The organism is Comamonas sp. GB3 AK4-5 (assembly GCF_041320665.1).
Lineage (GTDB): Bacteria > Pseudomonadota > Gammaproteobacteria > Burkholderiales > Burkholderiaceae_C > Comamonas.
Genome location: NZ_CP166730.1, coordinates 4112905 through 4133360, shown reverse-complemented (window position 1 = coordinate 4133360; position 20456 = coordinate 4112905). Strand labels below are relative to the sequence as shown.

Below are 20456 nucleotides of genomic sequence, written 5' to 3'. Positions count from 1 at the left end.
AAGGCCCTGTGCTGCAACGAAGGCAGCGCAGACCCGAGTGACAGAGCTGTTCCATGTCAAGACCCGGAAAGTGCCTGCGCTGTCCCGTGACATGAAGGGGCGCGGGCTTCTAGAATGTTTTTTTCACTTGGGCCGGGATGTATGAATTCACCTTTGCTGCGGCTGCAGACTGCCAGGATGCGCTTGCTTGCCGCAGGCGTGCTGCTGGCACTGTGCAGCACAGGAGCTGGTGCCCAAACGCCTGCAGCGCAGGGGGCGCCGGTGGCATCGCTGACCCAGACGGTGTGGGGCATCTTGGGCTATGCACGCTGGCCCGGTCAGCCCGAAGCCTTGCAGCTGTGTCTGGTGGGGGAAACGCCTTATGCCGCAGCGCTGCAAGCTGGCACCAAGCTGCCCGATGGGCGAACGGTACAGGTGAAGCGCATTGCGCTGGAAGGCAGTGCGCCCTTGCAGGGCTGCCACGCCGTCTATGCGGGGCGGCTACACGGCGGCCAGTGGCAGCAGCTGATGGCGGCTTGGCCCAAATCTCAGCCCCTGCTGACCCTGAGTGAAGACGCTGGCGCCTGCCAGTTGGGAGGCATGTTCTGCCTGGATGTTTCCAAGGCCCCCGTGAGTTTTGAGCTCAGCCTGGACTCCATGGCGCGCAGCGGTGTCCGTGTGAACCCCCGGGTGTTGAGCCTGGCGCGCCACAAGGAGGGCGGCTGATGCGCTTGAGCCAGATCCTGCGCCGTACGCATACGCGCATTGCCGTCACGGCCGTGGCCGTGGCCAGCGTGCTGCTGCTGATTGCCGGCTTGCTGGCACAGCGCACCATCACCCAGAACAATCTGGATTTGATGGCGCGTTCGCTGCTCTACAACGTGGAGGCCGCGCTGATCTTTGGCGACCAGGGCGATGCGGCGCAATCCCTGAAGCGCATGGTGCAAAACGAAGATGTAGCCGAAGCCATGGTGTGGGATGCCCAGGGCCAGGTATTTGCCCAGTGGGTGGCGCCGGAAGCCTTGCCCTGCCGCTGCGGCACGCAGCTGGCGCGGGTGCTGGGTGTGAAGGTGGCGCAGCAGGATGTGCTGAGCCATGGCCATGTGGTGGGCCGCATTGGCGTGGTGAGCAGCGGCCGTGGCCTGCTGGGATTTTTGCTGTGGGCCCTGCTGGCGCTGGGGCTGTGCGTGGCGGCCAGCATGGTGGTGGCGCACATCGTCTCGCGCCGCATGCACCGCCACATTGTCCAGCCGCTGCAGGAGCTGGGCCGTGTGGCCCGGGCCGTGCACTGCGACCGCGCCATGGGGCTGCGCGTGCGCAGCGCCGATATCGATGAGCTGCAGGAGCTGGGCGAGCACTTCAACGCCTTGCTCGATGAGCTGGAGGCGCGCCAGCAGCATTTGCAGCAGGAGAACATGGCGTTGGAGCACCAGGCCAGCCACGATGCGCTGACCGGCGTTTTCAACCGGGCGTATTTCGAACTGCGGCTGATGTCTGCCCTGCGCCATGCCGGGCAGACCCAGGGGCGGTTGGCCGTGCTGTTCATGGATCTGAACCGCTTCAAGGAAGTCAACGACACCTATGGCCATGGCATGGGCGATGTGCTGCTCATCGCCGTGGCCCAGCGCATTCAGGCCCAGGTGCGGGATGCCGATCTGGTGGCCCGCCTGGGTGGCGATGAATTCGTGGTGCTGCTGCTGGAGCCGCGCTCGGAAGCTGCGGTACAACATGTGCTGCACAAGATTGCGACGGCCGTGAGCAAGCCGCTGCCCTGCGATGGAGGCCTGGTGCTCCAGCCCTCCATCAGCATTGGCATGGCCATGTACCCGGAGCATGGCCAGAGCATGGAGGCTTTGATGGAAGCCGCCGACACGGCCATGTATGCGGTCAAGCAAAAGGCCAATCCGGGAGGCTTGCGATTTCAATCAATGTCAATGAGGGGGGATAGGGGATGTGGCGCAGATTCGTGAAGTATGTGGCGGTGGGTGGCTTGGCTCTGGTTCTGGCGGCCTGCCAGAGCCCACCGGTGAAGCCGGAGCCGGGTATGACGGCCGAGCAGCTGCAGGTGCTGCAGAGCTATGGTTTTGAGGACATGGAGGGCGACTGGGCGCTGCAAATGCCTTCCAAGCTGCTGTTTGCCGTGGACACCGACCAGCTCGAGCCCCGACAGGCCGATTACGTGGACCAGCTGGCCAAGGCCTTGCAGAAGGTGGGCCTCTATACCGTGCGCGTGGAAGGGCATACGGACGATACGGGCACGGTGGCGTACAACCAGAAGCTGTCGGAGCGGCGTGCCAAGCGGGTGGCCGAAGAGCTGGTCAAGGCGGGCATGAACGCCAGCCAGGTCAGCACCCGTGGCTGGGGCAATACCAAGCCCCTGCCCATGGCATCGGGCCAGAATGCCCGCAAGGAGAACCGGCGCGTGGCCATCATCATTCCTGCCGTGGGTGGTTGAGCGCCTGCATATGCCCAGGCGCTGAGCCTGGTGCAAACCGCCGACCGCGGTGAATGGCCCGGAATCAGCCCTGGTTCCGGGCCATTTTCATGGAGGCTTGCCTGGGTTAACCCTGTGTCCACAGGCCGTTCTCAAAATATTCACGCCCTGCACAAATACATTCAAAGCGCTGCCCGCACACGCGCACTACCATGGGCGCCGTTGCATAGCGAGGGATGCCCTGTGTCCGCTGACCTTTCCAAAATTACCTGCATTGAAGACCTGCGCGTGATCGCCGAACGCCGCGTGCCGCGCATGTTCTATGACTACGCCGATTCCGGCTCCTACACCCAGAGCACCTACCGTGCCAACGAGGAGCAGTTCCAGCACATCAAGCTGCGTCAGCGCGTGGCGGTGAACATGGAAGGGCGCAGCACGCGCACCACCATGGTCGGCCATGATGTGGTCATGCCGGTGGCGATTGCCCCCACCGGCCTGACCGGCATGCAGCATGCGGATGGCGAAATCCTGGCGGCCAAGGCGGCCAAGGCATTCGGCATTCCGTTCACGCTGTCGACCATGAGCATTTGCTCGTTGGAAGACATTGCCGAGCACACCGGCCGCCACCCCTTCTGGTTCCAGCTCTACATGATGCGCGACCGTGGATTCATGGAGCGCCTGATCGACCGCGCCAAGGCCGCCAACTGCTCGGCCCTGCAGCTGACGCTGGATCTGCAAATCCTGGGTCAGCGCCACAAGGACATCAAGAACGGCCTGTCCACCCCGCCCAAGCCCACGCTGGCCAACCTCATCAACCTGGCCACCAAGCCACGCTGGTGCCTGGGCATGCTGGGAACCAAGCGCCGCAGCTTTGGCAACATCGTCGGCCATGTGACCGGCGTGGCCGATATGAGCTCGCTGTCCTCGTGGACGGCGGACCAGTTCGACCCTTCCTTGAGCTGGGCCGATGTGGAATGGGTCAAGCAGCGCTGGGGCGGCAAGCTGATCCTCAAAGGCATCATGGATGAGGCCGATGCACGTCTGGCCGTGGACAGCGGCGCCGATGCCCTGGTGGTCAGCAACCACGGCGGTCGCCAGCTCGATGGTGCGCCTTCGTCCATCGAAGCCCTGCCCAGCATTGCCGAGGCCGTGGGCAAGAACATCGAGGTGTGGATGGATGGCGGCATACGCAGCGGCCAGGATGTGCTCAAGGCCCGTGCGTTGGGTGCGCATGGCACGTTGATCGGTCGCAGCTTCCTGTACGGTCTGGGTGCTTTCGGCCAGGCGGGCGTGACACGCGCGCTGCAAATCATCCAGAAGGAACTGGACACCACCATGGCTTTTTGCGGCCACACCCAGATTGACCAGGTGGGCAAGGAGATCTTGCTGCCGGGGACCTACCCAAAACCTTTTGCAAACACCCCCTGAGCCGCTGCGCGTCTTCCCCCTCTCTATCGCTTCGCGATGGAGGGGGACGGCACCGGAGCGTAAGGGGCGGCCCTTGCGCGGTGCCCTGGCGTGGGCTGCGCCGGTTTTAGGCGGCAGGGGTGAAAACGGGCCTGGCTGATGTTTTGCAAGCCCCATGGGAAGGCATCGCATGTGCTGTGGGTACTGCTAAAAAGAGAGCGTTGAGTGCTTGATGAATCTGGGCCTCCAATGAAAAACCATTGGAAACTGTTGATTCATAGGCGTTGAATGCTCTCTTTTTTATTTTGGTCTGCCAGGGGCTTGTTGCTCGGGCAACAGGGTCTTCGCCGCTGGCGATTGCATCGCTGCGGGGTGGGGCGCTCCTCGTCAATGGCTGGGGCGCAGCGCGCAGGGGCGTGGCTATGCTGGGCACCCGCTTGCTGCCCTGTCTGTTGAATGTTCCATGTCTGATTCCCTGCAACACCTTGCCTGGCTCTGGGTGCCCATCACCTTGTTCGCCGCCCTGGCCCAGACCGTGCGCAACACGGCCCAGCGCAGCCTGACCCAGGAGCTGGGCACGCTGTCGGCCACGCTGGTGCGTTTTCTCTATGGCCTGCCGTTTGCCGCGCTGTGGCTGGCCCTGTTGTACGGGCTGCCGGCGCAGATGCCTGCCGTTCCCACATTCAGCAACAGCTATCTGGGCTGGATTGCGTTGGGGGCCTTGTTCCAGGTAGGGGCCACGGTGGCTTTGTTGATGGCCATGAAGGAGCGCAACTTCGCCGTGGCCGTGACCCTGTCCAAGACCGAGGTGCTGCAGGTGGCGCTGTTTGCCACGGTGTTTCTGCATGAACTGCCCACGCCGCTGGCCTTGCTGGCCATGGTGGTGGCCACGGTGGGTGTGCTGATGCTGTCGCTGCCGCCGCGCGGCCAACTGATGTCTTTGCAAGCCTGGATGAGCAAGAGCGCGCTGTATGGATTGATTTGCGGCGCCTGTTTTGCCATTGCCACCGTGGGCTTTCGCGGCGGCGCGCTGGCGCTGGGGGCGGAGTCGCCCTGGCTGTCCGGTGCCTGGGGCGTGTTGATTGCCCAAACCCTGCAAACCCTGGGCTTGGGGCTGTGGGTTCAGCTGCGCACGCCGCAGGGGCTGATGCCGCTGTTCAGGGCCTGGCGCATCTCGCTGGTGGCGGGCAGCATGGGCGCGGCGGCCTCGCTGGCCTGGTTCACGGCCTATGCCATGCAGGGTGCCGGGCCGGTGCGCACGTTGGGTATGGTGGAGGTGGTGTTCAGCTATCTGGTCTCGCGCCGGCTGCTGAGCGAGTCGCTGAGCCGCCCTGAGAAATGGGGCATGGGGTTGATGCTGCTGGGCCTGGTGCTGATCTGTCTGCAGGCCGTGTAGCGAGGTGATGGTGGCGCTGCTGGCCTGCAAGGCCGTGCGTCAGCCGCCACAATAGCGGGGTGACCAACGCTGCCTTGCCCCGCCGCATTGCCCATCTGGATATGGATGCATTTTTTGCCTCCGTGGAGCTGCTGCGCTATCCCCAGTTGGAGGGGCTGCCGGTGGTGATTGGCGGGGGCCGGCATACGCCCGAGCAAGAAGCCGAACTGGTGGCGCGCTGGGGTGCGCTGGACCAGGTGCCGCTGGATGCCTTCGAGCGCCTGGGGCGCTATGTGGGGCGGGGCGTGATCACCACCGCCACCTATGCGGCGCGGCAGTTTGGCGTGGGCTCTGCCATGGGCATGATGAAGGCTGCACGCCGCTGCCCCCAGGCCGTTTTGCTGCCCATAGACTTTCAGCGTTACCGGACCTATTCGCGCCAGTTCAAGGAAGTCATTCTTTCCATAGCGCCGCTGATGGAGGACCGCGGGGTGGACGAGGTCTATATCGACTTCACCCAGGTGGCTGGCGGTCAGGAAGAGGGCGGGCGCGCGCTGGCGGCGCGCATTCAGCAGGCCATCCACGCGGCCACGGGCTTGAGCTGCTCGGTGGGCGTGGCGCCCAACAAGCTGCTGGCCAAGATGGCCAGCGAATTCCACAAGCCCAAGGGCATTTCCATCGTCCAGCCCCAGGATCTGGAGCGGCTCATCTGGCCGCTGCCCTGCCGCAAGATCAATGGTGTTGGCCCCAAGGCCGATGCCAAGTTGCAGGCCCTGGGCATCACCACCATTGGCGAGCTGGCGGCTTGCTCGCTGCCAGGGCTGGTGCAGCACTTTGGCCGCTCCTACGGCGCCTGGCTGCATGCCGCGGCGCAGGGGCAGGACGATAGGCCCGTGGTCACCGAAAGCGAGCCGGTGAGCATGAGCCGGGAGACCACCTTCGAGCGCGATCTGCACGCTGTGAAGGACAGGGCTGAGCTGGGTGCCATCTTCACGCGCCTGTGCGAGCGCGTGGCCGAAGACTTGCAGCGCAAAGGCTATGTGGGGCGCACCATAGGCATCAAGTTGCGCTATGCCGACTTTCGCAGCGTGACGCGGGACATCTCTCTGGACTACTTCACCCAGGATGCCGCCGCGATTCGCCATGCTGCAGGGCAGTGCCTCAAGCGTGTGGAACTAAAGCAACATATCCGCCTGCTGGGTGTTCGGGTGGGGAGTCTGGCGGCCCGGGCCGGTGGGGCCGGCGATGCCGTGTGTGAGCCCAAACCTTTGCAGCCTGCGACGGGCGTGCACCGGGCGCACCGGACAGACCCGTTTACCGCGTCGTTGTTCTGACTACCTAAAGTCCTCAGAATGCGCTGAGCGGTGGATGTCGGCTGCGCGGGGGCAGCGTATACCGCAACGGAGTATGAATGACCATCTAAGTCAGCCATGAAAGCCGGACCATGCGCACCAATCTTCCCATCACGGAAAAAGAGTACGACTTCCCCCATGAAGAGCTGTTGATGTCCATGACGGACAACAAGGGCTTGGTCACCCACTGCAATGCCGCCTTTGTCCGCGTGAGCGGATTCACCATGGAGGAGCTGATGGGGCAGCCGCACAACCTGGTGCGCCATCCCCATATGCCAGGCGAGGCCTTCAAAGACATGTGGACCACCGTCGGTCGTGGGCGCAACTGGAGCGGCATCATCAAGAACCGCCGCAAGAATGGCGACTATTACTGGGTGCGCGCCCATGTGACGCCCATCGTGGTCCATGGCAAGCCCCGGGGCTATATGTCGGTGCGTACCAAGCCTTCGCGCGAAGAGGTGCGAGAGGCTGAGGCCCTGTATGAGCGGCTGGAAAAAGAGCGTGAGGCCGGCAGGCAAAGCATTGCCCTGTGCGCAGGCCATGTCCGCCAAAAGGGCTGGCGCGATGCATGGGGCGGGCTGCGGCGCGCCACGTTCACCCAGCGCCTGACGGCCATGCTGCTGCCCATTCTGGTGGCGGCCCTGTTGCCGGGCTTTATGGGCTGGAACCAGCCCTGGCAGCAAGGGTTGCAGCTGGCCGTGGTGGCGGTTTTGTCACTGCTGATGCTCTACGGTTTTCACCGGCGCATTACGGGTGCTTTCCAGGAGGCCAATGATCTGGCGCGCGATCTGGCGGGCTGCAATCTGTCCCAGGAGCTGCCACCGCTCGGCGAGCACCACCCCATGGGCCTGCTGATGGAGCGCCTGCACCAAATCCACATCAACTTGCGTGTGGTGGTGGGCGATGCGCGGCGTGAGATTCAGGGTTTTGGCCGGCTGGCGCTGTCCATTGCCCAGAGCGCTCACCAGCAGGCGGAACGCAGCGAACATCAGGCCAGCAGCCTGGAAGAAACGGCGGCGGCCATGGAGCAGCTTTCCGGCACGGTGCGCCAGACCGCAGACACCACCCAGAAAATCATGACGGAAAGCGAACACAGCGCATCGCTGGCCCGCCAAGGGGGAGACGCGGTGCGCAAGGTCACGGATGTGGTGCAGCGCATCGAGCATTCGTCACAGCAGATGGGCCACATCATCACCACCATTGAAAGCATTGCATTCCAGACCAATATTCTTGCGCTCAATGCGGCGGTAGAGGCCGCGCGTGCGGGAGAGCAGGGGCGCGGTTTTGCCGTGGTGGCCACCGAAGTGCGTGCCCTGGCCCAGCGCAGTGCGGCGGCAGCCGGTGAAATTCGCAACCTGATTGGCGAGTCCAAATCCCAGATCGGGCTGGGTGCTGAGCAGATGGTGCAGGCAAGTCACACCATCGAGAAGGTGGTCAGCTCCGTGGCGCATGTGAATGGGTTGATGGGCCAGATTGGCAATGCCACGCGGGAGCAGTCCAGTGGCATTGCGCAGGTGAACGATGTGGTCACGGACCTGGACCGCTCCACGCAGGACAACGCGCGCCTGGTCAAGGAGGCGGCCGCATCGGCCAACGATATGAGCCTGAATGCAGGGGTGCTGGGGCGCACTCTGGATGTGTTTCGCCTGCCGGGCGATGTCTCGCTACACCAGCACCAGGCGCACGCCCAGACCACGGCAAGCATGGCTGCCCCTAGTCTGGCAGGCGCCCAAAAAGTGGTCGCCATGGCGGTGGCCTAGGCGCGGCACGCGAGGGTGGTAGTGCCATAAACAGCATGGATTTTCCCCGCCGGCAGTGCTCTAGGCCCTGACGTCATGTGCGATGATCCATAGATCGTTGAGGGCCGCTGCGAAACTCACAACCGTTTCGCAGCGGTCTTTTTTCATGTGCCTGCAGGTTTCAGGCATCGTTGAGGAAGCATCCATACATGCGCATCAATCTGCCAGTTACCCAGAACAATTACGATTTCCCTGGCGATGAGCTGCTGGTCTCGATTACCAACCCCAAAGGTGAGATCACCCATTGCAATGCCGCTTTCGCCAGTGTGAGCGGTTACACGTATGAGGAATTGCTGGGCCAGCCCCACAACCTGATCCGCCACCCCGATATGCCGGCGGCCGCGTTCAAGGACCTGTGGCGCACGATTGCCCATGGCTATCCGTGGACGGCCCTGGTCAAGAACCGGCGCAAGAACGGGGATCACTACTGGGTGCGTGCCAATGTCACGCCCATCATGGAAGGTGGCAAGCCCCGGGGTTATCTGTCGGTGCGTACCAAGCCATCGGCCTCTGAAATCCAGGCCGCCGAAGCACTGTATGCGCACATGCGCACCGAAGCCGAAGCTGGCCAGGAGAGCTTCCGCCTGCGCTCCGGCGAGGTGCGCCACAAAGGCCTGCGTGGCTGGTGGGACAGCCGCAAGGACGTGGGCATGGTGGTGCGCATGGAGCTGATGCTGGCAGTGCTCGCCTTGTTGCTGCTGCTGCCGGACATGCTGGGCTGGCAAGGGGCGCAGGCCTGGGGCACACGACTGGCCGTGATGCTGGCCGGTGGTGCCTGGATCACCTGGCGCTTTTATGACCGCTGCGTGCGCGGTCTGGAGCAGGCCAGCCGCTTTGCTGCCGACATTGCCAGTTGCAACCTGTCCACCGATTGCCAGCACAACTATGGCGGAGACATGGGCGCGCTGATGCAGCGGCTGCTGCAGATCCAGATCAATCTGCGGGCCGTGGTGGGCGATGTGCGCAGCGAGGTCAGGGGTTTTGCCATCACGGCCCAGGAAATTGCCCATGGCAGCCAGGATCTGGCCACCCGCACCGAGTCCCAGTCCAGCAATCTGCAGGAAACGGCAGCCTCGATGGAGGAGATCTCCGGCACCGTGGCCCAGACCGCCGACATGGCCCAGGTGATGGAGCGTGAAAGTGAAGCCAGCAAGAACGTGGCCCGTCACAGCGGCTCGGCCATCCAGCAAGTCGGCTCTGCCATGGAGCATATCCGTGGCTCTTCGACCCGCATGCGGGAAATCATTGGCGTCATCGAGAGTATTGCCTTCCAGACCAATCTGCTGGCGCTGAATGCCGCGGTGGAAGCGGCCCGGGCCGGCGAGCAAGGCCGTGGCTTTGCCGTGGTGGCCGGCGAGGTGCGGGCCCTGGCCCAGCGCAGTGCCGAAGCCGCCAAGGAAATCAGTGTCCTGATCAACCGCACGGTGGATGGCATCAACGATGGCAATGCCCGCATGGATGCCGCAGGCCAGACCATCAGCGGCATGGTGACGGCGGTGGAGCGGGTGAGCGATATGGTGCACCAGATCAGCATTGCCACGCGCGAGCAGTCCATGGGCATTGCCCAGGTGAACGAGGCCGTGGCGCATCTGGACTCGGTCACCCAGCAAAACGCGGCCCTGGTGGAGCAGTCCACCAGTGCGGCCCATTCGCTGCGCCACAGCGCCAAGACGCTGGAACGCTCGGTGGATGTGTTCACCATGCGCTGAGGGCCGGTGCCATGGGGCCGATGCGGCCCGGGCGCAACACTGTGCGGGTCTGAACGTGCAAAAAGGCGGTCCTTGGGCCGCCTTTTTGCTTCAGGGTACACAGAAGCTTGAATATGCCTGATGCAAGCGGCCTGGCTTGGGTAGCATCGGCGGTTATGAAATCCGTTATGAGTCTGTTGGGTTGGCTGCTGCTGGCAGCATTGGGCGTGTGGCTGCTGTGGTGGAGCCGGCGTGCCTTTGGTTTGCTCAAAGCGGGCAAACGTGAGGCCGGTCAGGCCGCTTCTGCGGCTGCGCCTGCGGCGGCCACCAAGCGGCCCTCGTCGCTGCAGCACCATCTGGCAGCCGCTGCGCCAGAGGTCGGGCCCAGGGATGTGGAGTTTCGCGCCCAGGGCGAGCGGGGCATGGGTGGGCCGGTCTACGGTGATCTGCTCTGCGCCGACGGGATCTACCTGCCCCATGTCTGGGAAGACCATTTCCATACCTCCTTCGACGGGCGCTGGATTCGTACCAGCAGCCATGCCGGTCAGGTGGCCCGTCTGGTGGACCGCAAGACGCGGCGCTGCTGGCTGCTGAGCCACGATGAGGCGGCCGTGGTGACGGCGGAATATGGCCGCCTGCCGCGCTGGAACCTGGCAGAAGGGGCGGCGGCCGAAGACGGCCAAAACGCCCTGAGTGATGAAGACTTTGACAGCTGGCTGGGCGAGCATGTCTCCAACTCCGCCCAGGAACTGGTTGCCGCCCTGGATTTGTGGATTCCCCCGGACTGCATGCCGGATGCCAGCCGCATGCTGCCGCCCACTCTGCCCCAGCCGCCCAGGGACGCCGCCGTCAAGCTGTCGCTGCAGCGCCATCTGCCGCCTTCGCTGCGCACCCTGCGCCATCCCATGCAGGCGCTGGAGGCGCCCGTATGGCAGCTGTACTTTGACGATGCGGCCCAGCCCTGGGGCGTGCCGCACCAGCCTTGCATCCAATGGCGTGGCGATGGCCAGGCACTGGCCTTGATGGGAATGCTGCTGTCCGAAGGCGAAGACGGGCGGGAGCAACTGGCCGTGTGGAGCCAGACCTATGGCTGGCAGCACTGGTCCGGCAATATGCCGGAAGACCGCAAACCCTGGTCGCTGATGGTGGACATGCCCGAACCCCAGGATCCGGATGCACCCGCCGCACCGGCCGCGCTGGAATGGGATGGCGAGGTGTTGGTGCAGCGCATGCTGATCGACACCCCGGAGCTGGAGCGCCTGCATGACGGCCGCAGCCTCAGCTGTACGGTCAGCGACATAGAGAACGCCGTAGCCCATACCCGCGATGGCCGCGTGCTGCTGCGTCCACAGCCGCGCACGCCGCTGTTCTGGCGCCGCGAGCTGAAGCATCCCGAACGCTGGCGGGCCCACAGTGTGCCGGTGGCCGGCACAGCACTGGAATGGACCTTGACCGAAGCGGCCGCCGATGTGCATGGCGCCACGGCAGGCTACCAGCTGCAATGGGCGGGGCAGAAATTCCCCAACACCTGGGAGCTGGAGCATGTGGTGGTGCGTGGCCGCTGGGCCGTGCTGCTGCCTTCCGGCGCCGTGCCACGCCATGGTGGTGTGCGCTATGTGCAGATCTGGGATGGCGAGCAGTTGCAGCGCGTGGACTTGCCCGGTGCCGTGGTGCGCCTGCGGCCCACTCCTTCCGATGCGCGCCATGGTGCCCGGGTACAGGCCCTGGTGTTGGTAGGCTGCGTGCCCGACAAGCTGGTGGAAGCCTGTACCGGCACCTGGCGTTGGCCGGTACAAGAGGCCTCACCCGGCCCGCTGGGCCAGATCGACAACTCCGCTGTCTATGAGTGGCGGGACATTGCCCAGGATGAACATGGCTTCTGGCGTCTGCAGCCGCGTTGGCGCGAGACCCACCAGGTGCAGCACCCCTGCGCGGATGGGGACTATGTCTGGCGTTTTGCCCCGGGGGGCGATGAGCTGTGGTGGTGGGGCGGTATCCACCAGGGAGCGAACAATTACTGGTCGCCCGAGGAGCCACGCATCCAGGGTGTGAGCGTGACCAGTGGCGGAGCCGTGTTGTGCGGCACCGGCCCCTGTGCGGTGCCGCAGCCGGAAGGCAAGGGCTGGGCGGTGCTGGAGCTGGCGGCGCGCTCCAATGACGATGCCCATCACTGGCTGCTGCACTGGCTGCGACCCGATGCCCGGGAGGTGCGCACGCTGGAGCTGCGGGCGGGCATGCCGCTGCTGCTGGGCTGGGATGCCAGCGGCCTGCACTGGCGCGATGGCGACCGGCCTCGCACCCAGGTGGCAGAAGGTGAGGCGGCGGCAGCCACGCGGCATACCGTGGCCGGCAATGCCTGGGACCAGGCCAAGGTGGAGCGATTGACCGAGGGGGCGCGTGGGTTGTGGATGCGCAAGCAGGATCAGCGCTATACCCAGGTGCTGCTGCAGCGCGACGACTGGCCCTGGGAAAACAGCCACTGAATTTCAAAAAGACGCTTTGCCAAGCCTTGCGGCTTGGCTGGTGCCTCGTGTTGAGGCGGCCATACAGCGCTTCATGCTTTGTTGCTCGCCCTGGTCGTACCCAAGTACTGCCTGCGGGCGAGGCGCCGCGCCTGAAGCGCTGTCTGGCCGTTGTGGAGGGCGTGGAGCGCCCGCTGAATATCCAAGGCCCGCTCCGGCAGACCTACGCATGCCAACCCACTCCTTGTCGTAGCGCTGGAGTCCCTTTACTGCCTTGCCGTGCGTTGTGGGGTGGGCATGGCTTGTGGATGGCTGGTGCGCAGGGGGCTGATGTCCAGGCCGCCGCGGCGCGTGTAGCGGGCGTAGACGCTGAGCTTGTGCGGCTGGCATTGGCGCCAGATGTCGGTGAAGATGCGCTCCACGCATTGCTCGTGGAATTCGTTGTGGTTGCGAAAGCTCACGATGTAGCGCAGCAGGCCTTCCTGATCGATGGCAGGGCCGGTATAGGCAATCTGCACGCTGCCCCAGTCGGGCTGGCCGGTGACCAGGCAGTTGCTCTTGAGCAGGTGGCTGACCAGGGTTTCGCTTACCGGAGGGCTGTCGGCATCGGCACGCAGCAGCTCGGGGCGGGGCTGGTAGTCGCTGCATTCCACATCCAGGCGGTCCAGCTCCAGGCCTTGCAGCTCCTGAACCTTTTGCTGGGCAAAGGCCTCGGACAGCACCAGGCGCACGCCCACGGTGGCTGCATGCGGGGCGCCGCGCCACACGGCGGCGCTGACATCGGCTCGCAGCTTGGCCAGGACCTCGTCGGCGCTGGCAAAACGGCTGTTGTTGAAGCTGTTCAGGTAGAGCTTGAAGGACTTGCTCTCCACAATATTCGGTGTCTCGCAGGGGATGGTGAAATGCACCAGCGCCACCTGGGGCTTGCCGCGCACATTCAGCCAGGACAGCTCGTAGCCGGTCCACAGATCGGCACCAAAAAAAGGCAGCTGGCCATGGATGCCAATCTCTTCACGCTTGGCCGCGCGTGGCAGTGGAAAGAGCAGGCTGGGGTCGTACTGGTCGGCATAGGCCGAGGAGTGGCCCAGCGGAGATTGTTCAGGGGTGTTCATCGAAAAGTGAGCTGTCAACGCTCTCTGTATAAGCGTTAGAGCCGGTTTTGACTGAAAAAGTAAAGGGTGGCGGCAGGGGCTGTGTTCAGTGGAATTCGCGCTCGCGCAGCCATTTGGTGGCAATCCACTTCTCGCCGCGCAGCACCGGGTCGCCGCCATGCAGCGTCAGTGTATGGGCTTGGGGCTGGGCATAGCGGAAGAACACGGCATTGCCCCTGCGCGGCTGGATGCGCAGCCCGGTCTCGGGAAAGTAGGTGGCGCCACCTTCCTCGGGTTCGTTCAGATAGACCACCACCGTACCCAGGCGCTGGCCGCCACGGCGCAAGATGCTGGGCGTGCCGGGCTCGGCCGGGTCAAAGTAATCGTGGTGGGGCTTGTATTCGGCGCCGGGGCCGTAGTGCAGCACTTGCAGGCCCTCGCCATTTGCCAGCGGCCAGCGCAGCAGCCGGGCCAGCCGGGCTTCGAGGCGCTGCACCTCAGGGGTCTCGCCGCGCTGGAAAAACATGCCTTCGCTGGTGCGGTCGGCATTGATTTCTTCACCCCCTGTGCGTATGGCCACGGTGCGCGAGCGTGCCATCTGCGGCTGTGCGGCGGCGATGATGGCCTCGCATTCGTCGGGGCTGAGCAGATCACCCAGCAGCAGGATGTGGGGCTGCTCCATGCACATCAGCACCTGCACCTGGCGGTCGCCGGCATCCAGCAGGCAGGGGCGGCGTGTCAGGTCTGCGCCGGGCAGCGGTGTGGGCGCGCAGGGGGCTTGTGCCTGGCTGGTGCGCCACTGCACCACGGCTTTCAGTGCCTGGTGGGCCACGGTGTCGGTCCAGCCGGTGTCGCGCAGCGACTGCAGCAAGCTGGCTTCGCGCTGGCCTGCCTGCAGCTGCTGGTGCAGCCAGTGCAGCAACTCGGGCGTAGAGCCGGGGGTGGCCGCAGACAGTTGTTCCGGAGGGAAGGTGGCGGTGTCGCGCTCGGGCATAGGCAGGTCTCCATGGCAGTGACCGAAGAGCGCGCGCTGCGCGGTCTCTGGGATGTCTGCAGAGACCGTCAGCGCATGCTCAAGGGGCAGTACGGCGGAAGACCCAGCGATCGGTGGCCGAGGCTTCCGGCGCATAAGCATAGCCTTGGCTGTCAAAACCTTGAAGCTGTGCCGGACGGGTGATGCGCTGCTCGATGGCGTAACGCGCCATCAGCCCGCGTGCGCGCTTGGCGTGGAAGCTGATGATCTTGTACTTGCCGCCCTTGAAGTCTTCGAACACGCATTCGATGACGCGGGCCTTGAGATGCTGCAGGTCTACCGATTTGAAATATTCCTGTGATGCTAGGTTGATCACCACGGGTTCCTTGGCATTTTGCTGGCGCTGGTTTAGGTAGTTGGCAATACGCGTGCCCCAGTATTGGTAGAGGCTGCTGCCCTGTGGCGTGGTCAGGCGGGTGCCCATTTCCAGGCGATAGGGCTGCATCCAGTCCAGCGGGCGCAGCACGCCGTACAGGCCGCTCAGGATGCACAGATGCTCCTGCGCCCATTCCAGCTCCGGGACCGACAGCGTTTGCGCTTGCAGGCCGGTGTAGACATCGCCGTTGAAGGCCAGCAAGGCCTGGCGGGCGTTGTCGGCGTTGAACGTGGTGCTCCAGGCGGCGTAGCGGCCCACATTCAGCGCGGCCAGCTTGTCGCTGATGGACATCAGGCTGGCCACGTCTTGCGGGGCCAGTTGGCGCAGCACCTCGATCAGGGCCTGGGATTGGGGAATGAAGGCGGGCAGGGTGTGGGGCAGCCCGGCAGGGATGGGGCTGTCGTAGTCCAAAGATTTGGCCGGGGAAAGCAGAAACAACATGGCAAACGGTGAAACGAAAGACCCAGAAAACGGGTGATGGAGGGAATGTCAGGGGAGTGTCGCAGCTGGGGCGGGCTTTGTTGGGAGACGCCCATACAGCGCTTGATGCTTTGTTGCGGGCCCTTGCCGTGCACGTGCACTGTCTGCGGACCCGCGCCGCGCCTGAAGCGCTGTCTGGTCGTTGTGGGGTGGGATTGCATGCCCGCTGTATTGGGAAGTCCCACTCCGGCAGTCTCCAACCCTCCGTATTCAGTGCCGGCGTAAAAAAACAGGGGCCGCTAGGGCCCCTGTGATCTGGTGCAGCGCTTAGACAGCGGTGCTGTTTTCGCGCTCGAAGGGCAGCGTCATGGCCGCCAGGTCTTTGCGAGTTTCAACCAGCACCAGAGGGCCTTGGTCGATCATCACCACCGGCGGACGCTCGCGCGGGATGTGCACGGGCTTGGGCTCGGCGGCAATCGCGGCCTGCACGGCAGCGATCTTGTCGGCGTTGGAGTTGATCCACTCCAGGCCGGAGGCCGTGGCGATCTGCTGCAGCGCATCCATGGGCAGCTGGTAGTCACCGATGCGGGGCATGCGGGCCGTAGACGCTGCGGGGGCGGCTGTAGCCACCGGTGCTGCAGCCACGGGAGCTTGGACCGGGGCTACGGGCGCTGCTGCCACAGGGGCTTCCACCGGAGCGGGTGCTTCGGCTGCAGGCGCTGGGGCCACCGGGGTGGGCGCAGGTGCTGCTTGCACTTCCATAGCGGCTGGTGCAGATGCCGCGGCGGCTGCATTGCGCTCGAAGTAGCTGCGGCGGGCCGGTGCGCCACCGTCGGCTTCCGCGGTTTCCACCACATTGTCGGCGACCAAGCTGGTCACGGCCGCGTCGGCAGCAGGCTCTGCATAGGCTGCAGGCTGAGCGGATTCGCTGGCTTCGCCTTCCACACCGTCCTGCTCACGGCCGCCACGGCGGCGGTCGCGGCCATAGCGGTCACGCGAACGGCGCTGGCGTGGTGCACTGTCTTCACCCACAGGTGCGGCGGTGGGAGCTTCGCCGTCCTGGGGCAGGGCGGCAGCGTCCAGCTGCTCGGTGGTTTGCGGGGCTTCGGTGGTGGGCTGGCTGCGTTCACGGCGGCCCTGGCCTTCACCACGTTCAGCGCGCTCGCCACGTTCGCGGCGGCCTTGACCTTCACCACGTTCGGTGCGCTCACCACGTTCGGTGCGCTCACCACGTTCACGGCGCGGGGCGCGTTCGCTGCGGGCTTGCTCGTTACCGGCGTCCAGGCTCACGCCTTCGGCCAGTTGCTGTGCGCCGCCATCCTGGGGCGACAGGCGCTGCTCGGCATCGCGGCGTTCGCCACGTTCGGCGCGCTCACTGCGCTCACCGCGTTCGCGGCGCGGTGCGCGTTCGGGGCGTTGTTCACCGTCCTGCGGGCGGCTGTTGCGGGCTTCTGTGCTGCCGTTGCCATTGCCGTTGCGTTCACCACGGCGGCCGTTGCTGCCATTGCGTTCGCCACGGCCTTCGGCGGCCTCGGTGCGCTCGCCGCGGTTGCCACCGCGTTCGTTGCGGCGGCCACGGCCTTCGCCGTTGCGGCCGTCACGGCGTGCATCGCGCTGGCCTTCGGGTTTGGCGGCCGGTGTTGGCTCGGGCGCGGGCTGTGCCGCCGGAGCGCCGAAGCCGAACAGGCTCTTGAGCCAGGAGAAGAAGCCTTGCTCGCGCACTTCGGGGCGTGCGGGCTGGGCGGCCGGTGCTGCGGCAGCGGTGCCGCGTTGCGTGGCCGGGCGGGCCGCAGGCTGGGGACGTGGCTCGGCCACGGGGGCCGGCACATCGGGCAGCACACCCTTGATGATGGGGGTTTGCTTGTTGGTGGGTTCCTGCGAGCGGCGAGTGACCTTGGTCTGGTCGTCGGCCACTTCTGCCAGGTTGTAGCTGGCGTCCAGGTTTTCCAGGCGCGGGTCGTCGTGCTTCAGGCGCTCGAGCTTGTAGTGCGGGGTGTCCAGTGACTTGTTGGGCACCAGCAGCACGGACACGCGCTGCTTGAGTTCGATCTTGGTGATCTCGGTGCGCTTTTCGTTCAGCAGGAAGGAGGCCACTTCCACCGGCACCTGGCAGTGCACGGCGGCCGTGTTGTCCTTCATGGACTCTTCCTGGATGATGCGCAGGATTTGCAGGGCAGAGCTTTCCGTGTCGCGGATATGGCCGGAGCCACCGCAGCGCGGGCAGTTGATGTGGGCACCTTCGCTCAGCGCGGGCTTGAGGCGCTGGCGGCTCATTTCCATCAGGCCGAACTTGCTGATGGTGCCGAACTGCACACGGGCACGGTCCTGGCGCAGGGCATCGCGCAGGCGGTTTTCCACTTCGCGGCGGTTCTTCGACTCTTCCATGTCGATGAAGTCGATCACGATCAGGCCGCCCAGGTCACGCAGGCGCATCTGGCGGGCCACTTCGTCGGCGGCTTCCAGGTTGGTGCGGGTGGCGGTTTCCTCGATGTCGCCGCCCTTGATGGCGCGGGCCGAGTTCACGTCCACGGAGACCAGGGCCTCGGTGTGGTCGATCACGATGGCGCCGCCCGAGGGCAGGGTCACGGTGCGCGAGTAGGCGGATTCGATCTGGTGCTCGATCTGGAAGCGGCTGAACAGCGGGGCGTCATCGCGGTAGCGCTTCACGCGGGCGGCATGCTCGGGCATGACATGCGCCATGAACTGCTGGGCCTGCTCGTAGATGTCATCGGTGTCGATCAGGATGTCGCCGATGTCGCTGTTGAAGTAATCGCGGATGGCGCGGATCACCAGGCTGGATTCCTGGTAGATCAGGAAGGCGCCCTTGCCCGATTTGGCAGCGCCGTCCACGGCGCTCCACAGCTTGAGCAGATAGTTCAAGTCCCACTGCAGCTCGGGCGCGGTGCGGCCGATGCCGGCGGTGCGCGCAATGATGGACATGCCCTTGGGGTACTCGAGCTGGTCCATGGCCTCCTTGAGCTCGGCACGGTCCTCGCCTTCGATGCGGCGCGACACGCCACCGCCACGGGGGTTGTTGGGCATCAGCACCACATAGCGGCCGGCCAGCGAGATGAAGGTGGTCAGGGCGGCGCCCTTGTTGCCGCGTTCTTCCTTTTCGACCTGGACGATCAGTTCCTGGCCTTCGCGAATCACATCGTTGATGCGCGCCTGGCTGGGCGAGACGCCCTCGGCGAAGTACTGCTTGGAAATTTCTTTGAAGGGCAGGAAGCCGTGGCGGTCTTCACCGTAGTCCACAAAGCAGGCTTCCAGGGAGGGCTCCACGCGGGTCACGACCGCTTTGTAGATATTGCCCTTGCGTTGTTCGCGGCCTTCGATTTCGATCTCGTAATCGAGCAGCTTTTGGCCGTCGACGATGGCCAGGCGGCGTTCTTCAGGCTGCGTCGCGTTAATCAGCATCCGTTTCATGATGCGTATCCTTTTCGTGAGGGGCGGGGGCGGCAGTGCTGGACTGTCTCGCCGTCACGCCCCTGATTTTTGCAATCAAAGACAGGCTCTTCAGGAGCCGTGATGCCTGGATGACGCGTTGAAACGAAAAGGAAGGGAATCGAAGAAAGCCTGGTTGCGGCCGTGCTGAATCAGGTCAGCAAAGGAGGCAAGGGCAGGGGGCAGGGAGCGAGACGTGCAAAAAGCTCGGGCCGCTGTGAGCGGACCTTGCCAGAGGCAACAAAAGACGGTGGGTGGATTTTCTTGGGGGCAGCAGACAGCCGCACCGGCACATGCCGTTGCGTGATGCTCACCAGCCAGGAAAAAAAAGCCCACATACTCGCTATACGTTTATTCGGCGGATGGTTTGAAGCGCTGTGCTTCTAACCCACCATCCGCGTGAAGATTCCGTTCAGTGTTTCAATCTGTCAACCAGCCAGCCAGTGCGCCGCTCCGTCAGGCCTATTCGCCTGGAAAAACATGGGTGCACCGTCTGTGGCATCGACCTTTCTGCGCGAAGGAAATGGCTGGCTGGACTAAACTCCATCAAAATCAACCACTTACAAAGATAGCGCGCAGGTGAAACACATTATAGAGGGCAAACAGGCCGACAGCCGATCCCCCCAAGCTACGCAGGCGGCTGTGCGCATGCTCCAGGTCGATGAAGATGCTGCTGGCCAGCGCCTGGACAACTTTCTGATGCGCCACCTCAAGGGCGTGCCCAAGACCCATGTCTACCGCATCATTCGCAGCGGTGAAGTGCGCATCAACAAAGGCCGCTGCGCTGCCGACTCGCGCCTGGCCATAGGCGATGTGGTGCGCGTGCCGCCGGTGCGTGTCTCGGAAAAAATACAGGACAAGGCCGAGCGCCCCGCACCGCCCAGGGAATTCCCCATTCTTTTTGAGGACGACCACCTGATTGCCCTGGACAAGCCCGCTGGCGTGGCCGTGCATGGTGGCTCGGGGGTGAGCTTTGGTGTGATCGAGCAACTGCGCCAGGCCCGGCCCCAGGCCAAGTTTCTGGAGCTGGTGCACCGCCTGGACCGCGAGACCTCGGGCATTTTGCTGGTGGCTAAAAAACGCTCGGCCCTGGTCCAGTTGCAGGACCAGTTCCGCGAGCGCGAGACCGGGAAAACCTATCTGGCCCTGGTAGCGGGCAGTTGGGCGGCCAACAAAAAGGTGATTGACACCCCGCTGCACAAATACCTGCTGCCCGATGGCGAGCGCCGCGTGCGCACCACCACGGCCGACGACCCCGATGCCATGCACGCCCTGACCCAGGTCAAGGTGCGCAGCCAGCATGCGCCGCGTTCGTTGCAAGGGCTGCCGGCCATGAGCTTGCTGGAGGTGACCATCAAGACCGGTCGCACCCACCAGATCCGTGTGCACCTAGCCTCCCAGGGCCATGGCATTGTGGGCGACGAGAAATATGGCGACTTCGACCTGAACCGCCGTCTGCCCAAACAGGGGCTCAAGCGCATGTTCCTCCATGCCTGGCGGCTGCAGTTCAACCATCCGGCCACGGGGGAGCGGGTGGCGTTGCAGGCGGAGTTGCCTGAGGAGCTCGAAGTATTTGTGGCCACCCCCTGAGATCGT

The 20456-nt window shown here is 64.5% G+C and carries 14 protein-coding genes; 10 read left to right on the top strand and 4 right to left on the bottom strand.

Features of this window, described 5'->3' with window-relative positions:
• Window positions 1-177 precede the first annotated feature (177 nt).
• The 9 genes from ACA027_RS18495 to ACA027_RS18455 all read left to right on the top strand — a co-directional run bounded on the left by ACA027_RS18495 (window position 178) and on the right by ACA027_RS18455 (window position 12517).
• Entirely contained in the window at window positions 178-705 is a 528-nt protein-coding gene (locus ACA027_RS18495) for a YfiR family protein (protein WP_370679659.1), read from the top strand.
• The gene (locus tag ACA027_RS18490; protein WP_370679658.1) at window positions 705-1949 is read left to right on the top strand and encodes a diguanylate cyclase domain-containing protein; all 1245 of its coding nucleotides are present in this window, start codon (window positions 705-707) and stop codon (window positions 1947-1949) included. The genes ACA027_RS18495 and ACA027_RS18490 overlap by 1 nt, the downstream gene beginning before the upstream one ends.
• The gene (locus ACA027_RS18485) at window positions 1931-2434 is read left to right on the top strand and encodes an OmpA family protein (RefSeq protein ID WP_370679657.1); all 504 of its coding nucleotides are present in this window, start codon (window positions 1931-1933) and stop codon (window positions 2432-2434) included. The genes ACA027_RS18490 and ACA027_RS18485 overlap by 19 nt, the downstream gene beginning before the upstream one ends.
• A 222-nt stretch (window positions 2435-2656) precedes the next feature.
• Window positions 2657-3841 (top strand): L-lactate dehydrogenase, encoded by a 1185-nt coding sequence (locus ACA027_RS18480; protein WP_370679656.1) that lies wholly within the window; start codon window positions 2657-2659, stop codon window positions 3839-3841.
• A gap of 442 nt (window positions 3842-4283) precedes the next feature.
• On the top strand, window positions 4284-5216 hold the full coding sequence (locus ACA027_RS18475; protein WP_370679655.1) for an EamA family transporter: 933 nt from the start codon (window positions 4284-4286) through the stop codon (window positions 5214-5216).
• Window positions 5217-5317: 101 nt separating this feature from the next.
• Complete coding sequence (gene dinB / locus ACA027_RS18470; RefSeq protein ID WP_370682625.1) at window positions 5318-6529, top strand: DNA polymerase IV; 1212 nt, start codon at window positions 5318-5320, stop codon at window positions 6527-6529.
• Between the two features lie 110 nt (window positions 6530-6639).
• Window positions 6640-8307: a methyl-accepting chemotaxis protein gene (locus tag ACA027_RS18465; protein WP_370679654.1), complete on the top strand. Its 1668-nt coding sequence runs from the start codon at window positions 6640-6642 to the stop codon at window positions 8305-8307.
• A 188-nt stretch (window positions 8308-8495) separates the two neighbouring features.
• Window positions 8496-10055 carry a methyl-accepting chemotaxis protein gene (locus tag ACA027_RS18460; RefSeq protein WP_370679653.1) on the top strand — a complete coding sequence of 520 codons (1560 nt, stop codon included), beginning with the start codon at window positions 8496-8498 and terminating at the stop codon, window positions 10053-10055.
• Window positions 10056-10222: 167 nt separating this feature from the next.
• Complete coding sequence (locus ACA027_RS18455) at window positions 10223-12517, top strand: hypothetical protein (protein WP_370679652.1); 2295 nt, start codon at window positions 10223-10225, stop codon at window positions 12515-12517.
• 245 nt (window positions 12518-12762) lie between these two features.
• Here ACA027_RS18455 and queF read toward each other — a convergent pair whose 3' ends face one another.
• The 4 genes from queF to ACA027_RS18435 all read right to left on the bottom strand — a co-directional run bounded on the left by queF (window position 12763) and on the right by ACA027_RS18435 (window position 18842).
• Window positions 12763-13608, bottom strand: a complete 846-nt coding sequence (gene queF, locus ACA027_RS18450; RefSeq protein ID WP_370679651.1) for an NADPH-dependent 7-cyano-7-deazaguanine reductase QueF — start codon at window positions 13606-13608, stop codon at window positions 12763-12765.
• Window positions 13609-13693: 85 nt separating this feature from the next.
• A complete protein-coding gene (locus ACA027_RS18445) occupies window positions 13694-14581 on the bottom strand; it encodes a prolyl hydroxylase family protein (protein WP_370679650.1) in 888 nt (295 codons plus the stop codon).
• 79 nt (window positions 14582-14660) lie between these two features.
• A complete protein-coding gene (yaaA, locus tag ACA027_RS18440) occupies window positions 14661-15437 on the bottom strand; it encodes a peroxide stress protein YaaA (protein ID WP_370679649.1) in 777 nt (258 codons plus the stop codon).
• A gap of 306 nt (window positions 15438-15743) precedes the next feature.
• Window positions 15744-18842 (bottom strand): ribonuclease E/G, encoded by a 3099-nt coding sequence (locus tag ACA027_RS18435; RefSeq protein WP_370679648.1) that lies wholly within the window; start codon window positions 18840-18842, stop codon window positions 15744-15746.
• Between the two features lie 597 nt (window positions 18843-19439).
• Here ACA027_RS18435 and ACA027_RS18430 point away from each other — a divergent pair.
• The gene (locus ACA027_RS18430) at window positions 19440-20450 is read left to right on the top strand and encodes an RluA family pseudouridine synthase (RefSeq protein WP_370679647.1); all 1011 of its coding nucleotides are present in this window, start codon (window positions 19440-19442) and stop codon (window positions 20448-20450) included.
• Window positions 20451-20456 lie beyond the last annotated feature (6 nt).

Coding starts and splice junctions, on each gene's coding strand:
- yaaA (WP_370679649.1), bottom strand. CDS start 15,437: ATGTTGTTTCTGCTTTCCCCGGCCAAATCTTTGGACTACGACAGCCCC.
- queF (WP_370679651.1), bottom strand. CDS start 13,608: ATGAACACCCCTGAACAATCTCCGCTGGGCCACTCCTCGGCCTATGCC.
- ACA027_RS18465 (WP_370679654.1), top strand. CDS start 6,640: ATGCGCACCAATCTTCCCATCACGGAAAAAGAGTACGACTTCCCCCAT.
- ACA027_RS18460 (WP_370679653.1), top strand. CDS start 8,496: ATGCGCATCAATCTGCCAGTTACCCAGAACAATTACGATTTCCCTGGC.
- ACA027_RS18485 (WP_370679657.1), top strand. CDS start 1,931: ATGTGGCGCAGATTCGTGAAGTATGTGGCGGTGGGTGGCTTGGCTCTG.
- ACA027_RS18455 (WP_370679652.1), top strand. CDS start 10,223: ATGAGTCTGTTGGGTTGGCTGCTGCTGGCAGCATTGGGCGTGTGGCTG.
- ACA027_RS18475 (WP_370679655.1), top strand. CDS start 4,284: ATGTCTGATTCCCTGCAACACCTTGCCTGGCTCTGGGTGCCCATCACC.
- ACA027_RS18490 (WP_370679658.1), top strand. CDS start 705: ATGCGCTTGAGCCAGATCCTGCGCCGTACGCATACGCGCATTGCCGTC.
- ACA027_RS18495 (WP_370679659.1), top strand. CDS start 178: ATGCGCTTGCTTGCCGCAGGCGTGCTGCTGGCACTGTGCAGCACAGGA.
- dinB (WP_370682625.1), top strand. CDS start 5,318: ATGGATGCATTTTTTGCCTCCGTGGAGCTGCTGCGCTATCCCCAGTTG.
- ACA027_RS18435 (WP_370679648.1), bottom strand. CDS start 18,842: ATGAAACGGATGCTGATTAACGCGACGCAGCCTGAAGAACGCCGCCTG.
- ACA027_RS18445 (WP_370679650.1), bottom strand. CDS start 14,581: ATGCCCGAGCGCGACACCGCCACCTTCCCTCCGGAACAACTGTCTGCG.